Source organism: Ureibacillus sp. 179-F W5.1 NHS (assembly GCF_045369345.1).
Taxonomy (GTDB): domain Bacteria; phylum Bacillota; class Bacilli; order Bacillales_A; family Planococcaceae; genus Ureibacillus; species Ureibacillus halotolerans.
Genome location: NZ_JBIQFG010000001.1, coordinates 208,863 through 229,027 on the forward strand (window position 1 = coordinate 208,863; position 20,165 = coordinate 229,027).

General features: G+C 35.9%; 20 protein-coding genes. 12 read left to right on the plus strand and 8 right to left on the minus strand.

Going from position 1 to position 20,165, the window contains the following annotated elements; genetic code table 11:
- Positions 1-127 precede the first annotated feature (127 nt).
- Together ACH0B5_RS01070 and ACH0B5_RS01075 are read right to left on the minus strand one after the other, a co-directional pair.
- Complete coding sequence (locus tag ACH0B5_RS01070) at positions 128-1,861, minus strand: ABC transporter ATP-binding protein (protein ID WP_122970886.1); 1,734 nt, start codon at positions 1,859-1,861, stop codon at positions 128-130.
- Positions 1,858-3,603 (minus strand): ABC transporter ATP-binding protein, encoded by a 1,746-nt coding sequence (locus ACH0B5_RS01075; protein ID WP_341362617.1) that lies wholly within the window; start codon positions 3,601-3,603, stop codon positions 1,858-1,860. Before ACH0B5_RS01075 ends, ACH0B5_RS01070 begins: the two co-directional genes overlap by 4 nt.
- A 742-nt stretch (positions 3,604-4,345) precedes the next feature.
- On the opposite strand from ACH0B5_RS01075, the gene ACH0B5_RS01080 reads away from it, so the two are divergent.
- Complete coding sequence (locus ACH0B5_RS01080) at positions 4,346-5,668, plus strand: hemolysin family protein (protein ID WP_174232642.1); 1,323 nt, start codon at positions 4,346-4,348, stop codon at positions 5,666-5,668.
- 87 nt (positions 5,669-5,755) lie between these two features.
- Complete coding sequence (locus ACH0B5_RS01085) at positions 5,756-6,655, plus strand: cation diffusion facilitator family transporter (RefSeq protein ID WP_122970889.1); 900 nt, start codon at positions 5,756-5,758, stop codon at positions 6,653-6,655.
- A gap of 65 nt (positions 6,656-6,720) precedes the next feature.
- Here ACH0B5_RS01085 and ACH0B5_RS01090 read toward each other — a convergent pair whose 3' ends face one another.
- Together ACH0B5_RS01090 and ACH0B5_RS01095 are read right to left on the minus strand one after the other, a co-directional pair.
- Positions 6,721-7,368, minus strand: coding sequence for a response regulator (locus tag ACH0B5_RS01090; RefSeq protein ID WP_122970890.1), 648 nt, complete (start codon positions 7,366-7,368; stop codon positions 6,721-6,723).
- Positions 7,369-7,378: 10 nt separating this feature from the next.
- A complete protein-coding gene (locus ACH0B5_RS01095) occupies positions 7,379-8,494 on the minus strand; it encodes a GAF domain-containing sensor histidine kinase (RefSeq protein ID WP_122970891.1) in 1,116 nt (371 codons plus the stop codon).
- A 201-nt stretch (positions 8,495-8,695) separates the two neighbouring features.
- Here ACH0B5_RS01095 and ACH0B5_RS01100 point away from each other — a divergent pair, with 201 nt between their 5' ends.
- The 5 genes from ACH0B5_RS01100 to ACH0B5_RS01120 all read left to right on the plus strand — a co-directional run bounded on the left by ACH0B5_RS01100 (position 8,696) and on the right by ACH0B5_RS01120 (position 12,269).
- Positions 8,696-9,322 (plus strand): GntR family transcriptional regulator, encoded by a 627-nt coding sequence (locus ACH0B5_RS01100; RefSeq protein ID WP_122970892.1) that lies wholly within the window; start codon positions 8,696-8,698, stop codon positions 9,320-9,322.
- 143 nt (positions 9,323-9,465) lie between these two features.
- A complete protein-coding gene (locus ACH0B5_RS01105; RefSeq protein WP_122970893.1) occupies positions 9,466-9,894 on the plus strand; it encodes a disulfide oxidoreductase in 429 nt (142 codons plus the stop codon).
- Positions 9,891-10,361 (plus strand): thioredoxin family protein, encoded by a 471-nt coding sequence (locus ACH0B5_RS01110; protein ID WP_122970894.1) that lies wholly within the window; start codon positions 9,891-9,893, stop codon positions 10,359-10,361. Before ACH0B5_RS01105 ends, ACH0B5_RS01110 begins: the two co-directional genes overlap by 4 nt.
- A gap of 68 nt (positions 10,362-10,429) precedes the next feature.
- On the plus strand, positions 10,430-11,266 hold the full coding sequence (locus tag ACH0B5_RS01115; RefSeq protein WP_122970895.1) for an RluA family pseudouridine synthase: 837 nt from the start codon (positions 10,430-10,432) through the stop codon (positions 11,264-11,266).
- Between the two features lie 109 nt (positions 11,267-11,375).
- Positions 11,376-12,269, plus strand: a complete 894-nt coding sequence (locus ACH0B5_RS01120; RefSeq protein ID WP_406927289.1) for an alpha/beta fold hydrolase — start codon at positions 11,376-11,378, stop codon at positions 12,267-12,269.
- A gap of 112 nt (positions 12,270-12,381) precedes the next feature.
- On the opposite strand, the gene ACH0B5_RS01125 is transcribed toward ACH0B5_RS01120, so the two are convergent.
- Positions 12,382-13,200, minus strand: a complete 819-nt coding sequence (locus ACH0B5_RS01125) for an aldo/keto reductase (protein WP_174232699.1) — start codon at positions 13,198-13,200, stop codon at positions 12,382-12,384.
- A gap of 273 nt (positions 13,201-13,473) precedes the next feature.
- On the opposite strand from ACH0B5_RS01125, the gene ACH0B5_RS01130 reads away from it, so the two are divergent.
- Positions 13,474-15,087, plus strand: a complete 1,614-nt coding sequence (locus tag ACH0B5_RS01130; RefSeq protein WP_406927290.1) for a long-chain fatty acid--CoA ligase — start codon at positions 13,474-13,476, stop codon at positions 15,085-15,087.
- A gap of 39 nt (positions 15,088-15,126) precedes the next feature.
- On the opposite strand, the gene ACH0B5_RS01135 is transcribed toward ACH0B5_RS01130, so the two are convergent.
- Entirely contained in the window at positions 15,127-15,321 is a 195-nt protein-coding gene (locus tag ACH0B5_RS01135) for a hypothetical protein (RefSeq protein ID WP_122972904.1), read from the minus strand.
- Positions 15,322-15,717: 396 nt separating this feature from the next.
- Here ACH0B5_RS01135 and ACH0B5_RS01140 point away from each other — a divergent pair, with 396 nt between their 5' ends.
- Together ACH0B5_RS01140 and ACH0B5_RS01145 are read left to right on the plus strand one after the other, a co-directional pair.
- Positions 15,718-16,602, plus strand: a complete 885-nt coding sequence (locus ACH0B5_RS01140; protein WP_122972903.1) for a VOC family protein — start codon at positions 15,718-15,720, stop codon at positions 16,600-16,602.
- Positions 16,603-16,699: 97 nt separating this feature from the next.
- Positions 16,700-17,113: a VOC family protein gene (locus tag ACH0B5_RS01145; protein ID WP_122972902.1), complete on the plus strand. Its 414-nt coding sequence runs from the start codon at positions 16,700-16,702 to the stop codon at positions 17,111-17,113.
- Positions 17,114-17,154: 41 nt separating this feature from the next.
- Here the strand turns inward: ACH0B5_RS01145 and trmL are convergent, their stop codons facing one another.
- Together trmL and queG are read right to left on the minus strand one after the other, a co-directional pair.
- On the minus strand, positions 17,155-17,628 hold the full coding sequence (gene trmL, locus ACH0B5_RS01150; protein ID WP_341362623.1) for a tRNA (uridine(34)/cytosine(34)/5-carboxymethylaminomethyluridine(34)-2'-O)-methyltransferase TrmL: 474 nt from the start codon (positions 17,626-17,628) through the stop codon (positions 17,155-17,157).
- A 27-nt stretch (positions 17,629-17,655) separates the two neighbouring features.
- On the minus strand, positions 17,656-18,789 hold the full coding sequence (gene queG / locus ACH0B5_RS01155; protein ID WP_406927291.1) for a tRNA epoxyqueuosine(34) reductase QueG: 1,134 nt from the start codon (positions 18,787-18,789) through the stop codon (positions 17,656-17,658).
- 81 nt (positions 18,790-18,870) lie between these two features.
- On the opposite strand from queG, the gene ACH0B5_RS01160 reads away from it, so the two are divergent.
- Together ACH0B5_RS01160 and ACH0B5_RS01165 are read left to right on the plus strand one after the other, a co-directional pair.
- On the plus strand, positions 18,871-19,560 hold the full coding sequence (locus tag ACH0B5_RS01160) for a B3/B4 domain-containing protein (RefSeq protein ID WP_406927292.1): 690 nt from the start codon (positions 18,871-18,873) through the stop codon (positions 19,558-19,560).
- A gap of 13 nt (positions 19,561-19,573) precedes the next feature.
- Positions 19,574-20,089 carry a DIP1984 family protein gene (locus ACH0B5_RS01165; protein ID WP_406927293.1) on the plus strand — a complete coding sequence of 172 codons (516 nt, stop codon included), beginning with the start codon at positions 19,574-19,576 and terminating at the stop codon, positions 20,087-20,089.
- Positions 20,090-20,165: the final 76 nt, after the last annotated feature.

Below are 20,165 nucleotides of genomic sequence, written 5' to 3' on the forward strand. Positions count from 1 at the left end.
TTTCGTTACCCTAAATATACGACCTTCGTTATAAAACTGCAATACTTTTATAAAAAAGAGCTAGCCCAAATGCTTCCCTTTTGTAATAACGATGGGAACTCATTTAGGACTAGCTTCACTTTTCTTCTTATTGAAGGGCCCCTGCCTGTAATCGGTACATCGTCTCATAACGACCACCTAATGCGATTAACTCATCATGAGTCCCTTGTTCCACAATTTCTCCCCTATCTAATACTAAAATCTGATCAGCATTTTTAATTGTTGATAGACGATGGGCGATAATGAAAGTCGTTCTTCCTCTTTTCAAAACTTCCATCGCATGCTGGATAATTTCTTCTGTCTCCGTGTCAATATTAGACGTTGCTTCATCTAGTATTAAAATCGCCGGATCAAAGGCTAATGCCCGTGCGAAGGATATTAATTGCCTTTGCCCTGAAGATAGGGTACTTCCCTTTTCAATTACCGGTTCATCTAATCCCTTTTCAAGATTTTTTAAAACCCTTTCTCCCCCTACTGCAGTTAACGCTTTTTCAACCGTTTCTCTAGAAATACGTGGATCCCCTAAACTGACATTTGTTGCAATCGTTCCTGTAAATAAATAAGGGTCTTGTAATACGATTCCCATATGCTCACGAAAGGCTTGACGGGGGATGGATAGAATATTTTGACCGTCTATTAAAATTTTTCCCTTTTGAGGATCATAGAAGCGGAATAACAAATTCATTATAGAACTTTTCCCTGATCCTGTATGACCAACAAGGGCTACTGTTTCCCCTTTTCTTGCAGTAAAATTAATATTTTTCAATACATAGTCATTATCTTTATAAGCAAAGGATACATTATCAAACACTACATTCCCCTCATATCTTGGAATGGATTGTGTGCTTACCGGCTCTCCTTTTCGATCTAACAATTTAAAGACACGAGAACCAGCAACAAGGGACCGTTCCAATTGGGAGAATTGATTGACAATATTAACGATCGGACTAAATAATCTCGTAATATAGTCAACAAAAGCGTATAAAGTTCCCGCAGTAATGACATCTGTAGTAGTCATGGACTGGGTACCAAAATAGTAAATAAAAATAGCGAAGATGATTAAACGTAAAACATTCACTAAATTAAATGCTGTCGCTGAATCTAAAAACAATAATTTTCTTTGATATTCATAATGCTCATTATTCATTTCAGCAAATTCTTCCTTCATTTGCTCTTCCCGTTTGAAGGCTTGAATAATGGTCATTCCTTGAATCGACTCATTAATCATCGCATTAATATCTGCAATCTTAGTTCGAACAACATGGTTATATTGGGCAGCATATTTCCGATAACCAATCATCCAAAAATAAACGATCGGGACAACGACTAATGCAACAAGGGCCATTTTCACATTTAATATGAAAAGAGCTATATATACTCCGAAAATGGATATAAAGCTTGTTGCAAATTGGGATAACACTTGAACATATAAATTACGAATAGCTTCCGTATCATTCGTTACCCGCGCTACAATTTTCCCAGCAGGTAAATTATCAAAATAGTCGATGGGCATTGTTTGAATATGTCCAAAAACGTCTTGGCGTAGCTTTTGAATAATTCGGTTCGCCCCAATTTGTAAATAAATATACATAAAGTATCTTAAAACAGCAGTTGCAATCGCTAATACAAAAAAGACAATTAATAAATGAATAATCGGTTCAAACTGTAATGAACCTGGTGTCATATAATGGTCAATAATATATTTCGCGATGAATGGTCCTGCCAAATCGGTTAATACCGCGATTGTTAGTAAAAATAATCCGATATAAATAGGTCTTTTAAATAGTAATGCATATTGAACTAAACGTTTACTCGTACTCATTCGCTAGACACCTCCTCTAGCTGTTGTCGATCGTACTGTTCTTTATACCAGCCTTCCTTTTGAAGAAGTTCCTCATGGGTACCTTCTTCTATAATTCGGCCATCATCCAATACGATAATATGATCTGCATGCTGAATAGCTGATAAACGATGGGTTGTAATAATGGTTGTTTTTCCATTTCGGACACGACCAATATTTTCGATAATTTTTGCTTCCGTTTTTGCATCGACTGCGGATAAGGAATCATCTAATATAAGAATCTCTGGATTTTTAATGAGCGCCCGGGCAATCGATACCCGCTGCTTTTGTCCACCAGAGAGGGAAACTCCCTTCTCACCAACTAATGTTTCCATTCCTAACGGTAAATTTTTTAAATCATTTTCAAAGTAAGCCATTCTTACCGCTTCATTTATTTCTTCTTCTGTTGCATCTTCTTTCCCAAATAAAATGTTCTCACGGATTGTTCTGGAGAAAAGAACATGATCTTGCGGAACGTATCCTATCCACTCTAATAACTGTTCCTTCGATAATTTTGCTATATCAATGTCTCCAATCGTAAACTGCCCTTCACCTAATGGATATTCTCTAAGGAGTTGTTTTACAAAAGTTGTTTTTCCGGCACCAGTCTTCCCGACAACTCCTAAAGTTTCACCTTGTTTTAAATGTAATGATAAATTTTGTAAGTTTGTCATTTGAGACATCGGATATTTAAAAGAAAATTGATCAAATCCAATAGATGATGGACTCTCTACTGTTATTGGATTATTTATATTTTTTACATCCTGTTCATAGTCTAAAGTTTCTTGAACACGATCTAGGGAAGCGTTACCTTGTTGCATTACATTAATGAGCTCTCCAATAGCCATCATCGGCCATACTGCTAAACCTAAATAGACGTTAAAGGTAACAAGCTGACCTACTGTCATATCACCATTTGATACAAGAACAGCACCATATCCTAAAGCAACGACATAACTTATCCCTGTACCAATTTTTGTAATCGGACCGAATAACGCGTTAATTTTCGCTACATGGATATTTTTTTGGTACACTTCTTCACTCATTTGTGCAAAGCGTTTTTCATCTTTCTTTTCTTGTACATATGCTCGGATAACCCGAACACCCGCTACCGACTCAAGTACACTATCATTTATTTCACCAAAGGATTCCTGGGCTGTCATGTAACGTTCATGAACAATTTTGCCCAAATATTGCATAAGTACTGCCATAATTGGAATCGGGAGCATGGAGAAAAGCGTTAGCTTCCAAGAGATTAAAAACCCCATCGCTAAAATAATGGCACCCATGTAAATTGTAGAATCCATCAAGGTCATAATGCCAAACCCTGCCGTTAATGACACTGCATTTAAATCATTCGTAGCACGAGCCATTAAATCGCCCGTTCGATTTTTTTCGTAAAAAGTTGGTGTCATTTTTAAAAATTGGTGCATCAATTTTTTTCGAAAAATTCGTTCGAGGGTAATAGCCCCACCAAACAATTGATATTGCCAAGTGAAATTCATCGCATATCCAACAACGATAATTAGAATAATCGCTAATAAATAATTACGTAGCGAGTCAGCCGTCATCGAATTCATAGCAATTTCATCGATCGCAGCACCAATTATCCACGGTGGAATTACTTCCACTACATTGGCGATCATTAGGAGAACGACTGCAATCGTATATCTTTTCCAATAACTTTTAAAAAACCATTTTAATTTAAATAAAACATCAAACATTTAGGCACCTTCTTTTCCTATTCATCATTCTCTTTCCTATCCACTATCTACAAACCCATCTTTTAACAACTTTCTTACGTAACACTTTTTCATATTACATCTCTCCCTCTCTTACATTTTGTACTTAAACAACTCTACATAAATCCTTTCCATGATGTCTTATTCGATTGTCTTCTACACCGAACATATCCATAATTTGGAATGTCTTATAAGCAAAAAAGCACCTATCCTTTTTTGTGATAGATGCTCAATAAAAAAAGGATACAAGTATCCAATACCTGTATCCCTTTTTGCTTAAATTTATGCGCGTTTAAGCTATAAACATAAGAAATATATAGGAAGGCTTGGATTAACATATTGAATTGCTGGCGGCAAATTTAATTTAATTTTCATAATCCTAACCTCCCTTTCCTTAAGTTTATTTTCTATTAAAGGGTAGCACACCCATTTTTTGAAAGTCAACAATTTTTAGAAAATAGGGAAAACATTTTTATGTAAGCTATGTAACTCTTCTGTTTTAACCATCTATTAATCTAATCCTACTAGGAAATTCGTCTCTAAAAATGTGAATATTCTTCCTAAGAGCATGTTTTCAATTTGTATTTTTGCATAAAATATTTTATCATTGTATTATTCAATTATTTTTTATTTAACAGGAGGTGTACTCTTTGTTTGCTCCCCTCATTCGGGCTGGAAACAAAGAAAATATTTGGACGTAGACATAGTAGAGCTAACCATTCGGTTGGCAGCATTTGTGTTGTTAATTGCTGCTACGGCATTTTTCGTTGCAACAGAGTTTGCAATTGTAAAAGTGCGATCAACACGTATTGATCAATTAGTTGCGGAAGGCAACAAAAAAGCAATGAAAGCAAAGAAAGTTATTTCAAATCTAGATGAGTATTTATCAGCTTGTCAATTAGGTATTACAATTACTGCATTAGGTTTAGGTTGGTTAGGTGAACCTACCTTTGATTTAATTTTACATCCTTTATTTGATATGTTTAATTTAGATCCAAGAATATCTGGAGTGCTTTCAGTCGTTGTTGCATTCATCATCGTAACTTACTTACACGTTGTCGTAGGGGAATTAACTCCCAAAACGTTTGCCATCGAAAAATCAGAAGCACTTACTTTAAACTTATCAGGACCATTAATTATGTTCCATAATGTTATGTACCCATTCATTAAAGCGTTAAACGGATCTGCCCGCGCTTTATCTGGATTATTTGGTTATAAAATGGTTTCTGAATCTGAAGTAGCGCATTCTGAAGAAGAACTTCGCATTATTTTAACCGATAGTTATAAAGGTGGAGAGATTAATCATTCAGAATACGAGTACGTTAATAGTATTTTTGAATTCTCTGACCGTACTGCGAAGGAAATTATGGTACCTCGAACTGAAATTACTAGTATCGAAAAAGATTTAACTATAAAAGAAGTATTTGAAGTTATGGGCGTGGAACAATATACACGATACCCTGTTATTGATGGAGATAAAGACCATGTAATCGGTCTAGTAAACTTAAAACATTTATTAACGGCTTATATTAAAGATCCTGCAAACGGTAACAAATCTATCCAAGAATATATGCAACCAATTATCCGTGTTTTTGAAACAGTTCCGATCAGTGATTTATTACTTAAAATACAACAAGAACGAATTCATATGGCAATACTAATGGATGAGTACGGCGGAACATCTGGTTTAGTCACAATTGAAGATATTATTGAAGAAATTGTCGGGGAAATTCAAGATGAATTTGACGATGATGAAATTCCCGAAGTTCAAGAAATTAGTAATGATCATTATATAATAGATGCAAAAATGTTAGTAGAAGAAGTAAATGACATGTTAGGAATTGAAATCGACGATGAAGATGTGGATACTATCGGTGGCTGGTTCTTAACACAACGATTTGATGCTGTTGAAGGCGATAGCTTTGATTTCCAAGGCTACGAATTTAAAATAAAAGAATCCGATGGACATCATATTCTTTATATAGAAGTAACAAAATTACCTGAATCCGCACAAACAGAAGAAGAGGAATCAGAAGAAGATAACTAATTAAACATTTACTTTATTTAAAAACGACTTTCCGAATTTCGGAAGGTCGTTTTATCATGTTCTAAAGTTTTGCCAGGAGGAAACAAAGTGGAGCTATATACAAATTTACGAGCTGGGGAAAAAGGGGCATGGCTTTCCATTATTGCCTATTTATTCTTAAGCTCCATCAAACTTACAATCGGTTATTTTGGAGATTCAGAAGCATTAAAAGCCGATGGATTAAATAATACAACAGATATCATTGCTTCTATCGCCGTACTAATTGGACTTCGAATTTCTCAACGTCCTCCTGATTTAAATCATCCTTACGGCCATCTTAGAGCGGAAACGATTGCTTCCATGATCGCTTCATTTATTATGATGATGGTTGGTTTGCAAGTCCTCCTTAGTTCGGTCATGAATTTATGGAATCCTGTACGCCAAAGCCCTTCTACGTTAACAGCAGTCGTTGCAATAGGAAGTGCCTTCGTTATGTACGCGGTATATCGCTATAACTTGTCCCTTGCTAAAAAGATTAATAGTTCAGCAGTCAAGGCGGCAGCCTATGATAACCGTTCTGATGCCCTTGTTAGTATCGGGACAGCAATCGGAATATTCGGAGCAATTATCGGTTATCCAATTATTGATACGTTAACCGCACTCGTTATTGGGATTATTATTATTAAAACAGCAATCGAAATTTTTTGGGAGTCGGTTCAAACTTTAACGGACAGTTTTGATATTGAAGATACCGAAACATTATCCGTCCTCATTGAAAATGTTGATGGGGTTATTGATTTAGTGGATTTTAAAGGGAGAACCCATGGAAATGTCCATTTTATCGATGTAACCGTAACAGTAAATCCATATTTAAATGTTTGGGAAAGTCATCAAATTACAGAAAAAATCGATTCCACTGTGAAACGATTCAATCCATTTTGTACAGTGCTCGTCCATATCGAACCCCATGAAATTCCTACCGCTGTGGAAGAGGATTATCATTTCTAAAGTATTAAAAAGCAACTTTAAGGTATTCCTTAAAGTTGCTTTTTATTCGTACTTTACCCATTTATTCATAGCCCACTGCCTTCGGTTAAACCGTGTTTTACTGCATAAAGGGCAGCTTGTGTTCGATCTTGCACTTCCAACTTCGTAAAAATATTCGAAATATGGGTTTTAACCGTTTTCTCCGTTACAAATAATGAAGAAGCAATTTCTCGGTTGCTTTTCCCCTTCGTTAACTCAGCTAACACATCCCTTTCCCGCGGTGTTAAAGGATTTTTCACATGGGGTAAATTTTCTTCTTCCCGTAGTACCTCTTCTAATTGGGAAGTGGCAACAGGATGAATAATGTTTTCACCGCGAATAATTTGTCTAATGGCATTTACTAATTCATCTGGTTCGATATCTTTTAACTGATATCCTGCAGCACCTGCTTCTATGGCAGGTAAAACATGATCTTTATCAGAAAAACTCGTCAGCATTAAGATAGCAACGTTCGGCCATTTTGCTTTAATTTTTTTCGTCGCCTGTATCCCGTCCATTTCAGGCATAACAAGATCCATTAAGACGATATCTGGTTGTAGTGATTCTACCAGCTCGACCGCTTCAAACCCATTTTTCGCTTCCCCAATTACTTCTATATCCTTTTGTGTTTTTAAAAAGAATAATAAACCGCGACGTACGACATGATGATCGTCTGCAATTAAAACTCGAATCATTTTTCTCCCCCTAATAAGGTAGACGGATTAACAGTTCCGTCCCCTTACCAATTTCACTAACCCAATCAGCTGTACCACCAATAGCAATGGCACGATCTTTAATCGATTGTAATCCAATCGAAGGAAGGCTTAATTTGGGATCGATGACAAATCCCCTTCCTTCATCTTTAATAACAAATAAAATATCTGTTGATGTAACTGTGATATAAATAATCGCTTCTTGTACACCTGCATGTTTTCGTACGTTGTTTAATGCTTCTTGTGTAATTCGAAATAACGTTTCTTCCACACGGGACGGGAATTGAATAACGCCCGAAACGTTTACTGTTAATTTAATATTTAACATTTCAGCATAGGCTTTTATTGCTTCAATTAACCCACTTTCCAATCCTTTTGGACGCAGTTGCCATATCAGTGCACGCATCTCCGTTAAAGCTGATTGGGTAAGTTGTTGAATCTCTTTAAAAGTTTCTTTTATTTCCTGCTGTTCACTCATCTCAATTCCTGCTCGGGCAGTCAAAGTGACGGAAAACAATAACTGATTAACAGAATCGTGCAAATCTCTAGCGAGGCGATTTCTTTCCTGTACAAGGGCAATCTCCTGTTCTTGTTTTGTTAAATTAATACGCTTAATGGCAGACCCCATTTGAAAGGCAACCGATTCTAATAATTCCAGTTCTTCCTCTGTATAACTTACTGTATTTGGAGAAGCCACATTTAAAATACCAAATCGTTCTTCCCCCGATTGCAATGGTACTGTTGCATGGTGAGTAATATTTGCATTATCCCCTATATTCGCTTCAATAGCCGCTTCAATCCGCTGGCATTCGATAATATTAGAAGCCTTCTCCAACTCATGATTTCGATAGCGGGAAACACACCAGCATCCACCTTTTTTTAAATGTTGACAACCGTTGAACGCAAGGGCTTCTGGTAAATGTTCATGGGCTATTAATTCCGATTTTCCCTTTTCGTTAATGAAAAAAATCCAGCCTGTTTCAAAATTTGTTCCACTTAAAAATTTCGATAACGCACCTTTCAGCATAGGAATTAAATCGGTTTCTTCATTAAGTAATTCGGCTATTTCTTTCAGAATCGTTATATTAGAATGATCGCTTACTGACAAACTGTGTACACCTCTCTAAATGAACAAACTATTTTCTAATTTCATCATATCATTAGTCCATAGTAATTGGCATTTGTTGTCTTCTCATACTTTTGAATGAAACATTTGATTAATTTTTGGTTACATTTGAAAGTTATTCTCATTTAATAGGAAATTTAAGTGTATAATAAAAAGGAATTTAGCGTTACTAGGGGGATCGAAATGCAAGTAAATAATACTAGTACTTCTAACGCTTATCACTTAGCCTATGAAACGATACGTAACAACATATTAAGCGGAGAATTACCTGGTGGGACAAAACTTGTTGAGGAACGATTAGCAGCTACGATCGGCGTAAGTCGAACACCAATACGAGAAGCAATTCGTCATTTAGAACAAGAAGGATTAATCAAGGACAAGCGAGTGTATAAACCTACTAGAAATGATTTAATCCACAATTCAGAATTAAGAACTTTAATCGAATGTTATGCTGTAAAAATAGCTGCAAAAAAAATGTCCAAAGAAAATTTAAGTCTACTAAAACAGGCGATGAAAGACTCGAAAAACGGAACTATTGAAGAAATTGTAAGCGCAAACAAAAAATTTCATAATCTTATTATTTTAGAATCGAACAACCCCGTTATAATAGAAGAGGCAAAAAAGACGGATGCCATCTTCGACTTATTTAGTCGTACATTGTTGAAAAGTAAACGACCGTTACTATATGAGGAACATGAAGAAATATATCGGGCTATTGCATCAAGGGATAGTGATTTAGCAGAGGAATTAATAAGGAAGCATTTAGAATTCGATTTAAAATATATGTTGCGGTATACAAGTTACTTTTAGTCCATTTTTTGTACATTTCCTATGATGGATTGGTCAAATCATTTTCTTATAGTATAATTATCCGTAATTCAAAATAATTTACTTATTTTTATGAACAATCTATAATCAGTCTGCGTAATAATATGATTACTAGGAGATGCTAAATGAATAAAAAACTAGAAAATAGTTTGCTATTTATATGGCTTGTGTCATTAGTAGCAACACTTGGTTCACTCTATTTTTCTGAAGTTCGTGGCTACGAACCGTGTGAGCTTTGCTGGTATCAACGAATCTTGATGTACCCGATATTACTCATTACGACAGTAGCTTACATCCAAAAAAATGTACGAATTGCCGTAACAACTGCAGTTTTTTCATGTATTGGTGGAGCCATCTCTCTTTATCATTACGGTATACAAAAACTAGATTTCTTAACTGAATCAGCACCAGCATGTGGACGAGTTCCTTGTACAGGCCAATATATAAACTGGTTAGGATTTATTACAATTCCATTTTTAGCTGGACTTGCTTTCATTTTAATTGCCATCACTAGTTTCTACATGATCAACGTTTTAAAGGGGGAAAAACAATGAAAAAACTAGGTATTATCGGTGCTATTGTCGTTGTTTTATTTGCAGCTATTATTATACTTACTAACTTAGCAAACGAAGATAAATTAAAAGACAATCCTTATGATACAGATAACTTAAATCAATCAACGATTGATTTATTATCCGATGAAAATTATCAAAACATCATTCTTCCCGACGCTTTAGAAGAAAAAATTGCGTCTGGCGAACCTGTCGTAGCGTATATGTTCAGCCCAGAGTGTCCACACTGTCAAAAAATGACACCTGCTCTTATGCCTATTGCTGAAGAATTAGGTGTTCATATCGATCAATATAATATTCTTGAATACAATCAAGGTTGGAATGATTATCAAATTACAGCAACACCAACTTTAATTTACTTTAAAGATGGAAAAGAAGTAAGTCGTATTGTTGGAGATTATTCTAAAGATACAAAAGTGATTTATGATTTCTTAGAGCAAGTAAAATAATAAAGGTATTACTATTTCATAATCGTGTTCTATATAGAGCACGATTATTGTTATTTTGGAGGTATATTATGTTCCAATATGAAGTTCAACAAGAAGGACTATCCGTGGAAGAATTGTTGCGCACAAAATGGCGCCTTGGAAAAAAGATTGTCCATGAATTACGAATGGCAAAAGCCGTAACTTACGAAGACTCGACACCTGTCATTTGGAAAGAACCACTTCGTGTCGGCACTATCCTGTTCTTTCACTATGAAGTACCCGCATCTAGTTATAAACCTACTTCCCATTGCGGCTTAACGATTCAATACGAAGACGACCATTGTCTTATTGTATCAAAACCAAAAGGGATGGCTACCCATCCTAATGATGAGCGCGATGTGGACACTTGTATGAATCATGTTATGGCGCATATTATCGCATGTGGAGGACATTACGCTGAGCATGTTCACCGTTTAGATCGCGGAACAAAAGGTTTATTATTAGTAGCTAAGCATCCTATAGCAAAATCCATTTTCGATCGAATGATTGAAGAAAAAACGATTGTTCGAACGTATGAGGCAGAAGTCCAAGGGAATATCCGTCAAGAAAGTGGTACAATCAATGCCCCAATTGGCAAAGATCGTCATCACGCTACTCGACGGGTCGTTTCAAAATCCGGTCAACATGCTATTACACATTTTGAAGTGGTAAAACGCTTCAAACAAACTTGCCTTGTCCATTTAGTGCTTGAAACGGGTCGTACCCATCAAATCCGCGTGCACATGGCCCATATTGGACATCCTATTGTAGGTGACACTATGTATGACGCAAGAAAAACGGCATCAGGTGATTATGAATTACATGCTATCCAACTGGAGTTTGAACATCCCTTTATCAATAAACGGATAGTTGTTTCTGATATATAACGCAAATTCTCTCCCTTATAACCGTGACATTTAAAAAGGCAATTTTTATTTTTGATTGTAGGAATAGTTTTAATGGTCTATTATGGTAAAAAAAGGAGGGAGTTAATTTATGGAAAGAAGAATAGAAAAGTTATCAATAAATAATAGAACGATTGAATATTCAATTATTGGTAAAGGTGAGCCTATATTCGTTTTACACGGTGGACATTCAAATTGTAATGAAGAGTTTGGCTATAAAGCATTAATTGATAATGGGTTTTCTATAATAACTCCCTCAAGAGCAGGATATGGAGATACATCAAAAGAAATAGGTGAAAGTCTATCTACAGCTTGCGAGTATTATTTAAAACTATTAGATCATTTAAATTTAAAGAAAGTCCACGTAATAGCTATATCTGCAGGTGGACCTAGTGGTATATATTTTGCTTCCAAATATCCAGAAAGAGTTAGTACTCTTACTTTACAATCTGCTGTTACAAAAAAATGGCTTACACCTAAAGATGTAGAATATAAAGCTGCAAAGATATTATTTCGTCCAAAACTAGAAAAATACACATGGAAATTAATTTCATTTATGAATAATCTATTTCCTCAATTTATTTTTAAACAAATGTTTTCTTCATTTAGTAACTTGGCATATAAAGAAGCAACGACAATGCTAAGTAAGGAAGATATTGAAGAAATAAGGAAAATGAATAACCGACAACGATCCGGATACGGTTTCTTTATAGATTTAGTACAGATTAATGACCTTTCAACTGAAACTTTACAAGGAATAAGTTGTCCTACTTTTATAATGCATAGTAAACATGATGGATCAGTACCTTTAGACCATCCATTTTTTGCCCATGAAAATATAACCTCTTCTGAAATGTGTTTGCTTGATACATGGGGACATTTAATTTGGCTCGGTAAATCTGCAAAAGAAACTGATGTAAGTCTTATTAACTTTCTTAAATCCCATTCAGTACATTCTGTAAGGAATGAACCAAGTTTAATTTGAAAATAAAAAAGGATAGATAGGGCCTATGTAATCGCTCTATCTATCCTTCCTCATTTTAAACAAAAATGTTACGTGATAAGACTAAATATTCAAGTCACCTCTAAACAATTTACTAAAAGTCAAAATTGTCTGGGTCTGATCCAAAGCGTTGATTTTTATTCAGTTGATTCATTTTTTCCATTTGTTCTGCTGAAAGTTCAAAATCAAATATTTGCATATTTTGCTCAATACGACTTGGAGTAACCGATTTTGGAATCGTAATAACATCGTTTTGATAATGCCAACGAAGAATGACTTGTGCCGTTGATTTACCAAGTTGCTGTGCAATGTCAGTAATGACTGCATCTTCAAGAACTCTTCCTTGACCTAGCGGAGACCATGCTGTTACTGCAATATCATTTTCTTTACAAAAAGCTCGCAGTTCTTCTTGAGCAAGATATGGTTGTAATTCAACTTGGTTCACCATTGGTTTAACATTTGCCTTTGCAAAAACTTTTTCTAAATGATGAATATGGTGGTTGGATACACCAGGTACACGAATTAATTTTTCTTCATATAGTCTCTCAATGGCGCGATAAGTATCTACAAATTTCCCTTCTACTGGCCAATGGGTTAAATATAGATCTACATATTCAAGTCCTAGTTTTTTTAATGATGTTTCAAATGCACGTAACGTCTCATCATAGCCTTGATCCGTGTTCCAAACCTTTGTCGTCACAAAGATTTCTTCTCTTGCAACGTTCGATTGGCGAATAGCTTCCCCTACTTCTGTTTCATTGTTATAAAGAGCAGCAGTATCAATGGCACGGTAGCCAACTTCAAGGGCCTTTACCATTGCTTGTAGAGCTACTTCAGGCTCTGTCATTTTGTAAACACCTAAACCAAGGTAAGGCATTTCTACTCCATTTGTTAACGTTTTTGATGGTATCATCGTCAAAATTACTCCCTCCTAACTCTTTCATATTAATATTATACGATTATTTATTCAGGTTACTAAATATTTTGAACTGAAATTTCTAATTTATCAATAAATTACTAGAAGGAGTCTAATTTTCCTTAAGTCTATTGTTATAGATATACTTCTCATAAAAAAATCTATTTTAGTCGTTCTAACATGAGCTTTGTAGAAATATACATATATGAAAGGTATTTTTTCTTATTTCCAAGTCCTTTTTCTTAAATTTTCCCGTGGAGAGTGATTCTTATGATGGAAACCCCATTACTGTTAACAAGTTTTCTAAAGCGCGTCGAAAAGTATTACCCTGAAAAACTAGTAATTTCCCGTACTAGCCCTGACACCATTCACCGTATACCTTACAAAGAGTATGTAAAACGAACTCGTAAACTTGCCAATGCATTAACTTCACTAGGCATGAAACGTGGGACGAAGGTCGGTTCTTTTGCGTGGAATCATCACCGACATCTCGAGGCTTACTTTGCAGTTCCATGTGCAGGTGCGATTTTGCATATGGTCAATATTCGTTTATCACCAGAACATATTATTTATGTAATCAATCATGCAGAAGACGAAATTTTATTAATTGATGGTGATCTTTTCCCGTTATTAGAAAAAGCAATCCCTTACTTAAAAACTGTTAAACATATTATTATCATGCAAGATAATATGGAAATCCCAGAATCAAGCTTCCCCAATGTTCATTCCTATGAAAAATTGTTGGATGAAAGCTCAGATGACTTTAACTTCCCTGAAGATTTAGATGAACATACACCAGCTGGCATGTGCTATACAAGTGCCACAACAGGTATGCCGAAGGGGGTTGTTTATTCCCACCGTGGGTTAGTATTGCATAGCCTTGCCCTTGGTTTAAGTGATAGCATGGGATTAATGGAAAGAGATGTCGTCATGCCGATTGTTCCAATGTTTCATGTAAACGCTTGGGGCATGCCTTTTGCCTCTGTTTTATATGGTTGTACCCAAGTACTACCTGGACCTGGATTTACACCATCATTAATCCTTGATTTAATACAAGAGGAAAAAGTGACTGTCACGGCAGGGGTGCCGACTATTTGGCTAGGCGTAGCTCAAGAACAGGAGAAAAATCCACGGGATGTATCTTCCCTACGTTCAGTCGTATGTGGTGGCTCAGCTTCTCCTAAGGGATTAATTAAAACCTTTGAAGAGAAATTTAACGTGCCATTCATTGTCGGTTATGGTATGACGGAAACAACTCCTATCGTTTCCCTCTCTACTTATACATCTTCCATGGATGAGTGGACACCTGAAGAAAAACTAAACATCCGTGCAACTCAAGGGATAACCGTTCCCCTTCTCGATACGGAAGTCGTAAATGAAGCAGGGATAGTGCCGCAAGACGGGCAAACAATGGGCGAATTACGTATTCGAGGACCATGGATTGCAGATGAATATTATAAAGACGAACGGACATCAGAAGCCTTTAAAGATGGTTGGTTATATACCGGAGATATTGCAGTTGTAACAAAAGAAGGTTATATCAAAATTACAGATCGGACGAAGGATCTCATTAAAAGTGGTGGTGAATGGATTTCTTCCGTCGATTTAGAAAACGCTTTAATGACCCATGAAGCAGTATTCGAAGCGGCTGTCATAGCAGTTCCCCACGAAAAATGGCAGGAGCGCCCCCTTGCATGTGTCGTGTTAAAAGAAGGCAAACAAACGACAAAGGAAGAATTAATAAGCTATTTAGAAGGACAATTTGCAAAATGGTGGTTACCAGATGATGTCGTTTTCATTAATGAAATACCGAAAACTTCTGTAGGAAAATTTTTAAAAGCAAAATTACGGGATGAATTAAAAGATTATCAAGTAAAATCTTAACGAACTAAGCTGACTCAAAATCATTTGAGTCAGCTTCTATTAATTTTTCCTTTTATAAGTTTCCTTTTCATCATTGTCATTATCGAGATCATCGAATTGAATTGGATCTGGAAAACGCATATCTTCCTCTAATTGTGCTCCATCTCTCATTCGTTCCATTTGCTTACCTAGAAAGATTAGATCTTCCATATTATTTGCCATCGTACCATTCATAATTGTTTTATCTTGCTCCATCTTTTTTCTCCCTCCTAACATTACTATTCCCCAAAAATAATATTTCACCCATTACTTAAGAGAAAATAATGTAGTAAAGTTTAGTTAGATAAGCTATACTAAATAAAGAGATTTTATATACATGAGGAGGATTCTTCCATGAGCTTAATTTTAATTCTTGCTGTTATTGTTGCATTTTTAATCGCTATCTTTACTGCTGGTTATGAAGGCGACTATACTTCAGAAAAATAATCTCTACAAAAAGGCATGATAACTTTTGTTATCATGTCTTCTTTTTTTGGAAAAATCCTTCTTTAATGCCTAATATGAATTAGCTTGACATGTATCAATTTTGAAAATAAACTAGGTTACATAAAGTAAGTTGATTATTAAAAATAATTTATAGGAGGCAATTGTATGCCGACACATTTTCATAAAAAACCGAACAAGTATATTTCCCACGTTCAACTTAAGGTATCTAACTTACAAAATTCAATCGAATATTATAATACGATTATTGGATTCGATGTTTTAGAACAAACGAATACAACAGCAATATTAACTTTCGATGGTTCAACGAGCGTCCTTTCTTTAGAAGAAATATCTGATGCACAGCCTTTAAAAAGCGGACAAACGGGACTTTTTCACTTTGCTTTATTACTTCCGACAAGAAAAGATTTAGGAAATTTTATTCAACATATGATTCAACAAAATGCCCGTGTTGGAGCTGGCGACCATCATGTTAGTGAAGCTTTTTATTTAAACGATCCAGATGGCAATGGCATTGAAGTGTATGCTGATCGACCTGAACAAAGTTGGATTTGGAATGATTCGACTATTTATATGACGACTGAACAAGTGGACGTTCGTTCCGTTTTGGCAGAAGCTGAAGGTACATGGAACGGCTTACCGGCTGGAACAGTAATGGGCCATATCCACTTGTCCGTAGCCAATATAAGCGAAACGGAAAACTTTTATATAAACGCTTTAGGGTATGAAGTCGTAACTCGCTTCGGTAACCAAGCATCTTTCATTTCTACTGGTAAATATCATCACCATATCGGATTGAATACATGGAATAGTTTAGGCGGTACTCCTACACCTGAAAATGGAGTAGGTTTAAAATCGTTTACAATTGTATTAAATAACGAGATAGAAGCTGAAAAAATAAAAGAAAGCTTATCCACTATAGGAGCAACAGTTGAACAATTTGTAGATGCTCCTAAATTTGGTGGCCGCCAAGCCTTTTCAACAGTTGATCCTTCAGGCATTCGCATTATTTTTACTGTGGAAGGAGAATAAAACAGGTTCAAATATTTTTGAACCTGTTTTTTTCAGTCTTTTGGTCAATTTTTCTAAATTTCACTAACCCTTACTATAAAGAAAAGGGGATGATGACATGAAAGAAAAATGGCCAAACGGAATGGAAGTTGCTCAAGTACGATTTGCAAGACCAACAGATCAATTAAAAGAAATTGAACGATTTTATTGTGAAGGGGTTGGTCTACGGAAAATCGGATTCTTTTCTGGGCACCGTGGTTATACAGGGCTTTTAATTGGATTACCAAATAGTGACTACCATTTAGAATTTACAGAGCATGAAGATGGCAGTCCATGTCCTGCTCCAACAAAGGATAATTTACTCGTATTTTACATACCAAATAAAGAAACAATCGTTGAAATTGCAAATAAATTAGCACAAATGGGCTATCCTGAAGTAGAACCTGAAAATCTTTACTGGAAAGAAAAAGGGGTTACGATTGAAGATCCAGATGGCTGGCGTATTGTTTTAATGAATACAGAAGGCGTATAAAAGAAAGGCTACATTTGCTTATTCCAAATGTAGCCTTCTGCTTATTTTAATCCAGGGAAGTTTTGCTGACGTAGCGCTTCGTAAATAATGATTGCTGCTGTATTCGATAAGTTTAGCGAACGTACATGTTCACTTTGTGGAATACGTAGACACTTATCTTTCCTTTCATAAGCAAAGTCCTTCGGCAATCCCGTTGTTTCTTTTCCGAACATAAAATAAATATCTTTATTTTGGTCACTAAAGTCGTGATTGGAATACGGTTCATCGCTATAAGTTTCGATTAAAAATAACTCTCCATCCCTAGAATAGTCTAGAAAATCCTCTAAACTATCATGATAGACAATATTGACAGAATGCCAATAATCTAGACCCGCGCGTTTTAGCATTTTATCATCCGTTGAAAAGCCAAGAGGACGAATTAAATGTAAAGATGTATTCGTTCCAGCACATGTACGAGCTATGTTCCCTGTATTGGCTGGAATTTCTGGTTGATATAAAACAATATGCAATGGCATATAAGACACTTCCCTTTAATACAATTTCTAAGCTTTTAACAAAGTAAGACCTTTTTCAATTTCTTTCAGCACTTCTTCATCGGTCTCTTTTTCACGGGCTTTAAGTAAAGCTTGTTCTGCATCAGAACCACCAATTTTTCCAATCGCCCACGCGGCTGTTCCGCGCATAACGGGGCGCTCATCTTTATTCATAATGTCAATCAAATCCGGCACAGCAGATTGTTCCTTAAAATGGGCTAACGCTATAATCGCATTTCGTTGAATCGGTTTCTTTCCTCTCCAAGAACCCGACATATAGCCAAACTTCGCTTTAAATTCTTTATTTGACATATGAAGCAACGGTTTTAAAAGCGGTTTTGCCAATTCTGGTTCAGGTTTAAATTCCTCATGAATCCAATTCATTTTCCCTTTGTTTTTCGGACAAACTGTTTGGCACGTATCACAACCGTAAATTCGATTACCTATTTCCTTTCGAAACTCATCAGGTAAGAAATCCTTTGTCTGGGTTAAAAACGCGACACACCGTTTGGAATTTAACTGTCCAGGATTCACAAGAGCGCCCGTTGGACAAACATCTAAGCATAAAGTACAGTCACCGCATTCATTTTCGATCGGTGAGTCGGGTATGAAAGGAATATTCGTAATCATTTCACCTAAGTAAACATAAGAGCCAAACTCAGGTGTAATAATCGAACAGTTTTTACCGCTCCATCCGATTCCAGCTCGCTCAGCTACAGCTCGATCCACTAGTTCGCCAGTATCAACCATTGATTTCGTTTGAACATCGGGAACCCGATTCTTTAGCCATTGTTCAATTAAATTTAAACGTTCACGGACCGCCACATGATAATCGACTCCCCAAGAAGCACGAGCAAAAATGCCTCTTCTTGATCCTTTTTTTCCAACAGGTGCATCTTCCATTTTAGAAGGGTACGCCAAGGCAATGGCAATAATACTTTCTGCACTATTTAAAAGCAACTTAGGCTCTGTTCTTTTTTCAATATCTTGCTCTTCAAAACCAGATTGATATTGAAGTTCTTGCTGACGTTTCAATCGGTTTTTCATTTCATGAAAGGGAGAAGCATGCGTAAAACCGATTTTATCAACGCCAATTGATATTGCATATTCAATTAACTCTTTTTGTAATTGTTCGATTATCATTAACGCATTCAACTCCTTATTTGGTAAAATATATAATCATACGCAAATGTTGCGAAATTTAAAAATTGTAGGTGATTTTCTATGAACATCTCCATAAACGATGCACTTTTTACAACGAATGACCAATTAAAAATCGGCATTATCCATTATACCAAAATTGTCGTCTCAGAATCTCCTCAAATGATTAAAGGTCGTACTCAACTTTATCAAGAAAACCTATATTTAGAACTTCAAGAAAGCCCTGTTACAGAACGACCAGGCATTGCAGAATGGCGTAAAGTTTGGAAGTCCTTTGGCGCTGATCCAAATCGTTATCGTCATTCTGCTGAAAGTTTAATGCGACGTATTGCTAAGCAAAACTATTTATCTCCTGTTCATTCCGCAGTAGATTTAAATAATTTCTTTTCTTTACAATACGAAATTCCAATCGGTATTTACGATGAAGAGAAACTGGAAGGAAACATTGAACTGTTACTTGGAGATGAAAATACTGGATATGAAGGGTTGAATGGCCGTTATAATTCTTTGAAAAATATTTTATATAGCAAAGATGCAAATGGTGCCTTCGGAAGTCCTTTCGTTGACTCTGTTCGAACAGCTGTAACAGAACAAACCCGTCATGCGATTCAAATCTTTTATTTACGACCTTCTCTAGATGAAACAGAATGTCTTCAATTATTGAATACTGCTGGAAAGATGTTTACACAAGTAAATGGTGGCGATTTTGAAATCACTTTACTATCGAAAAATAATCTTGTTATAACATTATAAGGGGGTTCGGAAAGTGAAAAAAATTCCGCTTGCTGAAGGGGTTAAATTAAAAAGTATTATAACGAGAAAAATTCAGGAACTTATTAGTGAAATTCAATTTGTTTCCCATGCAGTTGTAGAAAAGGGGGAAACCCCTAAAACATCGGGAAGAAAGCTGGCAGAAGTTGAAGCAGAACTTGCCCGAGTAAGAAAAGATGCTAGAACTTTAGATAAACTCATTTACCGAGCAAACATTGATCATACCGTGACGTTTAAAGGAGAAGAAATGCCGATTGTAGAAGCAATTGAATTAGCTACACAGCTACGAGCCGATGTAAGTCTTTATAAAGAATTAGGACAATCGGAAAAAGAAACCCTCTACCATGGCGGAAGCGAATCCGTAATTTTCTATAGCGTCGCATTATATGAACCAGAAGAATATCGCAAGCGGGCAAATGAAATGGAAAAAGACGCTCATCGATTATCCAACTTAATTAACGCCAAAAACTATCAAGTTGAAATTAAATTTGACGACTCGCACTATATTTAATCTCGGTGCGGTGAGACTCCAATCCGAGACGTAACGTACCGTCGCCTGCCTTTTAAGCAGTTTAGTATCGCAAACC

Excerpts from the sequence above, each read along its gene's own strand:
- ACH0B5_RS01070 (WP_122970886.1), bottom strand. The coding sequence starts at position 1,861 with ATGAGTACGAGTAAACGTTTAGTTCAATATGCATTACTATTTAAAAGA.
- ACH0B5_RS01075 (WP_341362617.1), bottom strand. The coding sequence starts at position 3,603 with ATGTTTGATGTTTTATTTAAATTAAAATGGTTTTTTAAAAGTTATTGG.
- ACH0B5_RS01090 (WP_122970890.1), bottom strand. The coding sequence starts at position 7,368 with ATGATTCGAGTTTTAATTGCAGACGATCATCATGTCGTACGTCGCGGT.
- ACH0B5_RS01100 (WP_122970892.1), top strand. The coding sequence starts at position 8,696 with ATGCAAGTAAATAATACTAGTACTTCTAACGCTTATCACTTAGCCTAT.
- ACH0B5_RS01105 (WP_122970893.1), top strand. The coding sequence starts at position 9,466 with ATGAATAAAAAACTAGAAAATAGTTTGCTATTTATATGGCTTGTGTCA.
- ACH0B5_RS01110 (WP_122970894.1), top strand. The coding sequence starts at position 9,891 with ATGAAAAAACTAGGTATTATCGGTGCTATTGTCGTTGTTTTATTTGCA.
- ACH0B5_RS01115 (WP_122970895.1), top strand. The coding sequence starts at position 10,430 with ATGTTCCAATATGAAGTTCAACAAGAAGGACTATCCGTGGAAGAATTG.
- ACH0B5_RS01120 (WP_406927289.1), top strand. The coding sequence starts at position 11,376 with ATGGAAAGAAGAATAGAAAAGTTATCAATAAATAATAGAACGATTGAA.
- ACH0B5_RS01125 (WP_174232699.1), bottom strand. The coding sequence starts at position 13,200 with ATGATACCATCAAAAACGTTAACAAATGGAGTAGAAATGCCTTACCTT.
- ACH0B5_RS01130 (WP_406927290.1), top strand. The coding sequence starts at position 13,474 with ATGATGGAAACCCCATTACTGTTAACAAGTTTTCTAAAGCGCGTCGAA.
- ACH0B5_RS01135 (WP_122972904.1), bottom strand. The coding sequence starts at position 15,321 with ATGGAGCAAGATAAAACAATTATGAATGGTACGATGGCAAATAATATG.
- ACH0B5_RS01140 (WP_122972903.1), top strand. The coding sequence starts at position 15,718 with ATGCCGACACATTTTCATAAAAAACCGAACAAGTATATTTCCCACGTT.
- ACH0B5_RS01145 (WP_122972902.1), top strand. The coding sequence starts at position 16,700 with ATGAAAGAAAAATGGCCAAACGGAATGGAAGTTGCTCAAGTACGATTT.
- trmL (WP_341362623.1), bottom strand. The coding sequence starts at position 17,628 with ATGCCATTGCATATTGTTTTATATCAACCAGAAATTCCAGCCAATACA.
- queG (WP_406927291.1), bottom strand. The coding sequence starts at position 18,789 with ATGATAATCGAACAATTACAAAAAGAGTTAATTGAATATGCAATATCA.
- ACH0B5_RS01160 (WP_406927292.1), top strand. The coding sequence starts at position 18,871 with ATGAACATCTCCATAAACGATGCACTTTTTACAACGAATGACCAATTA.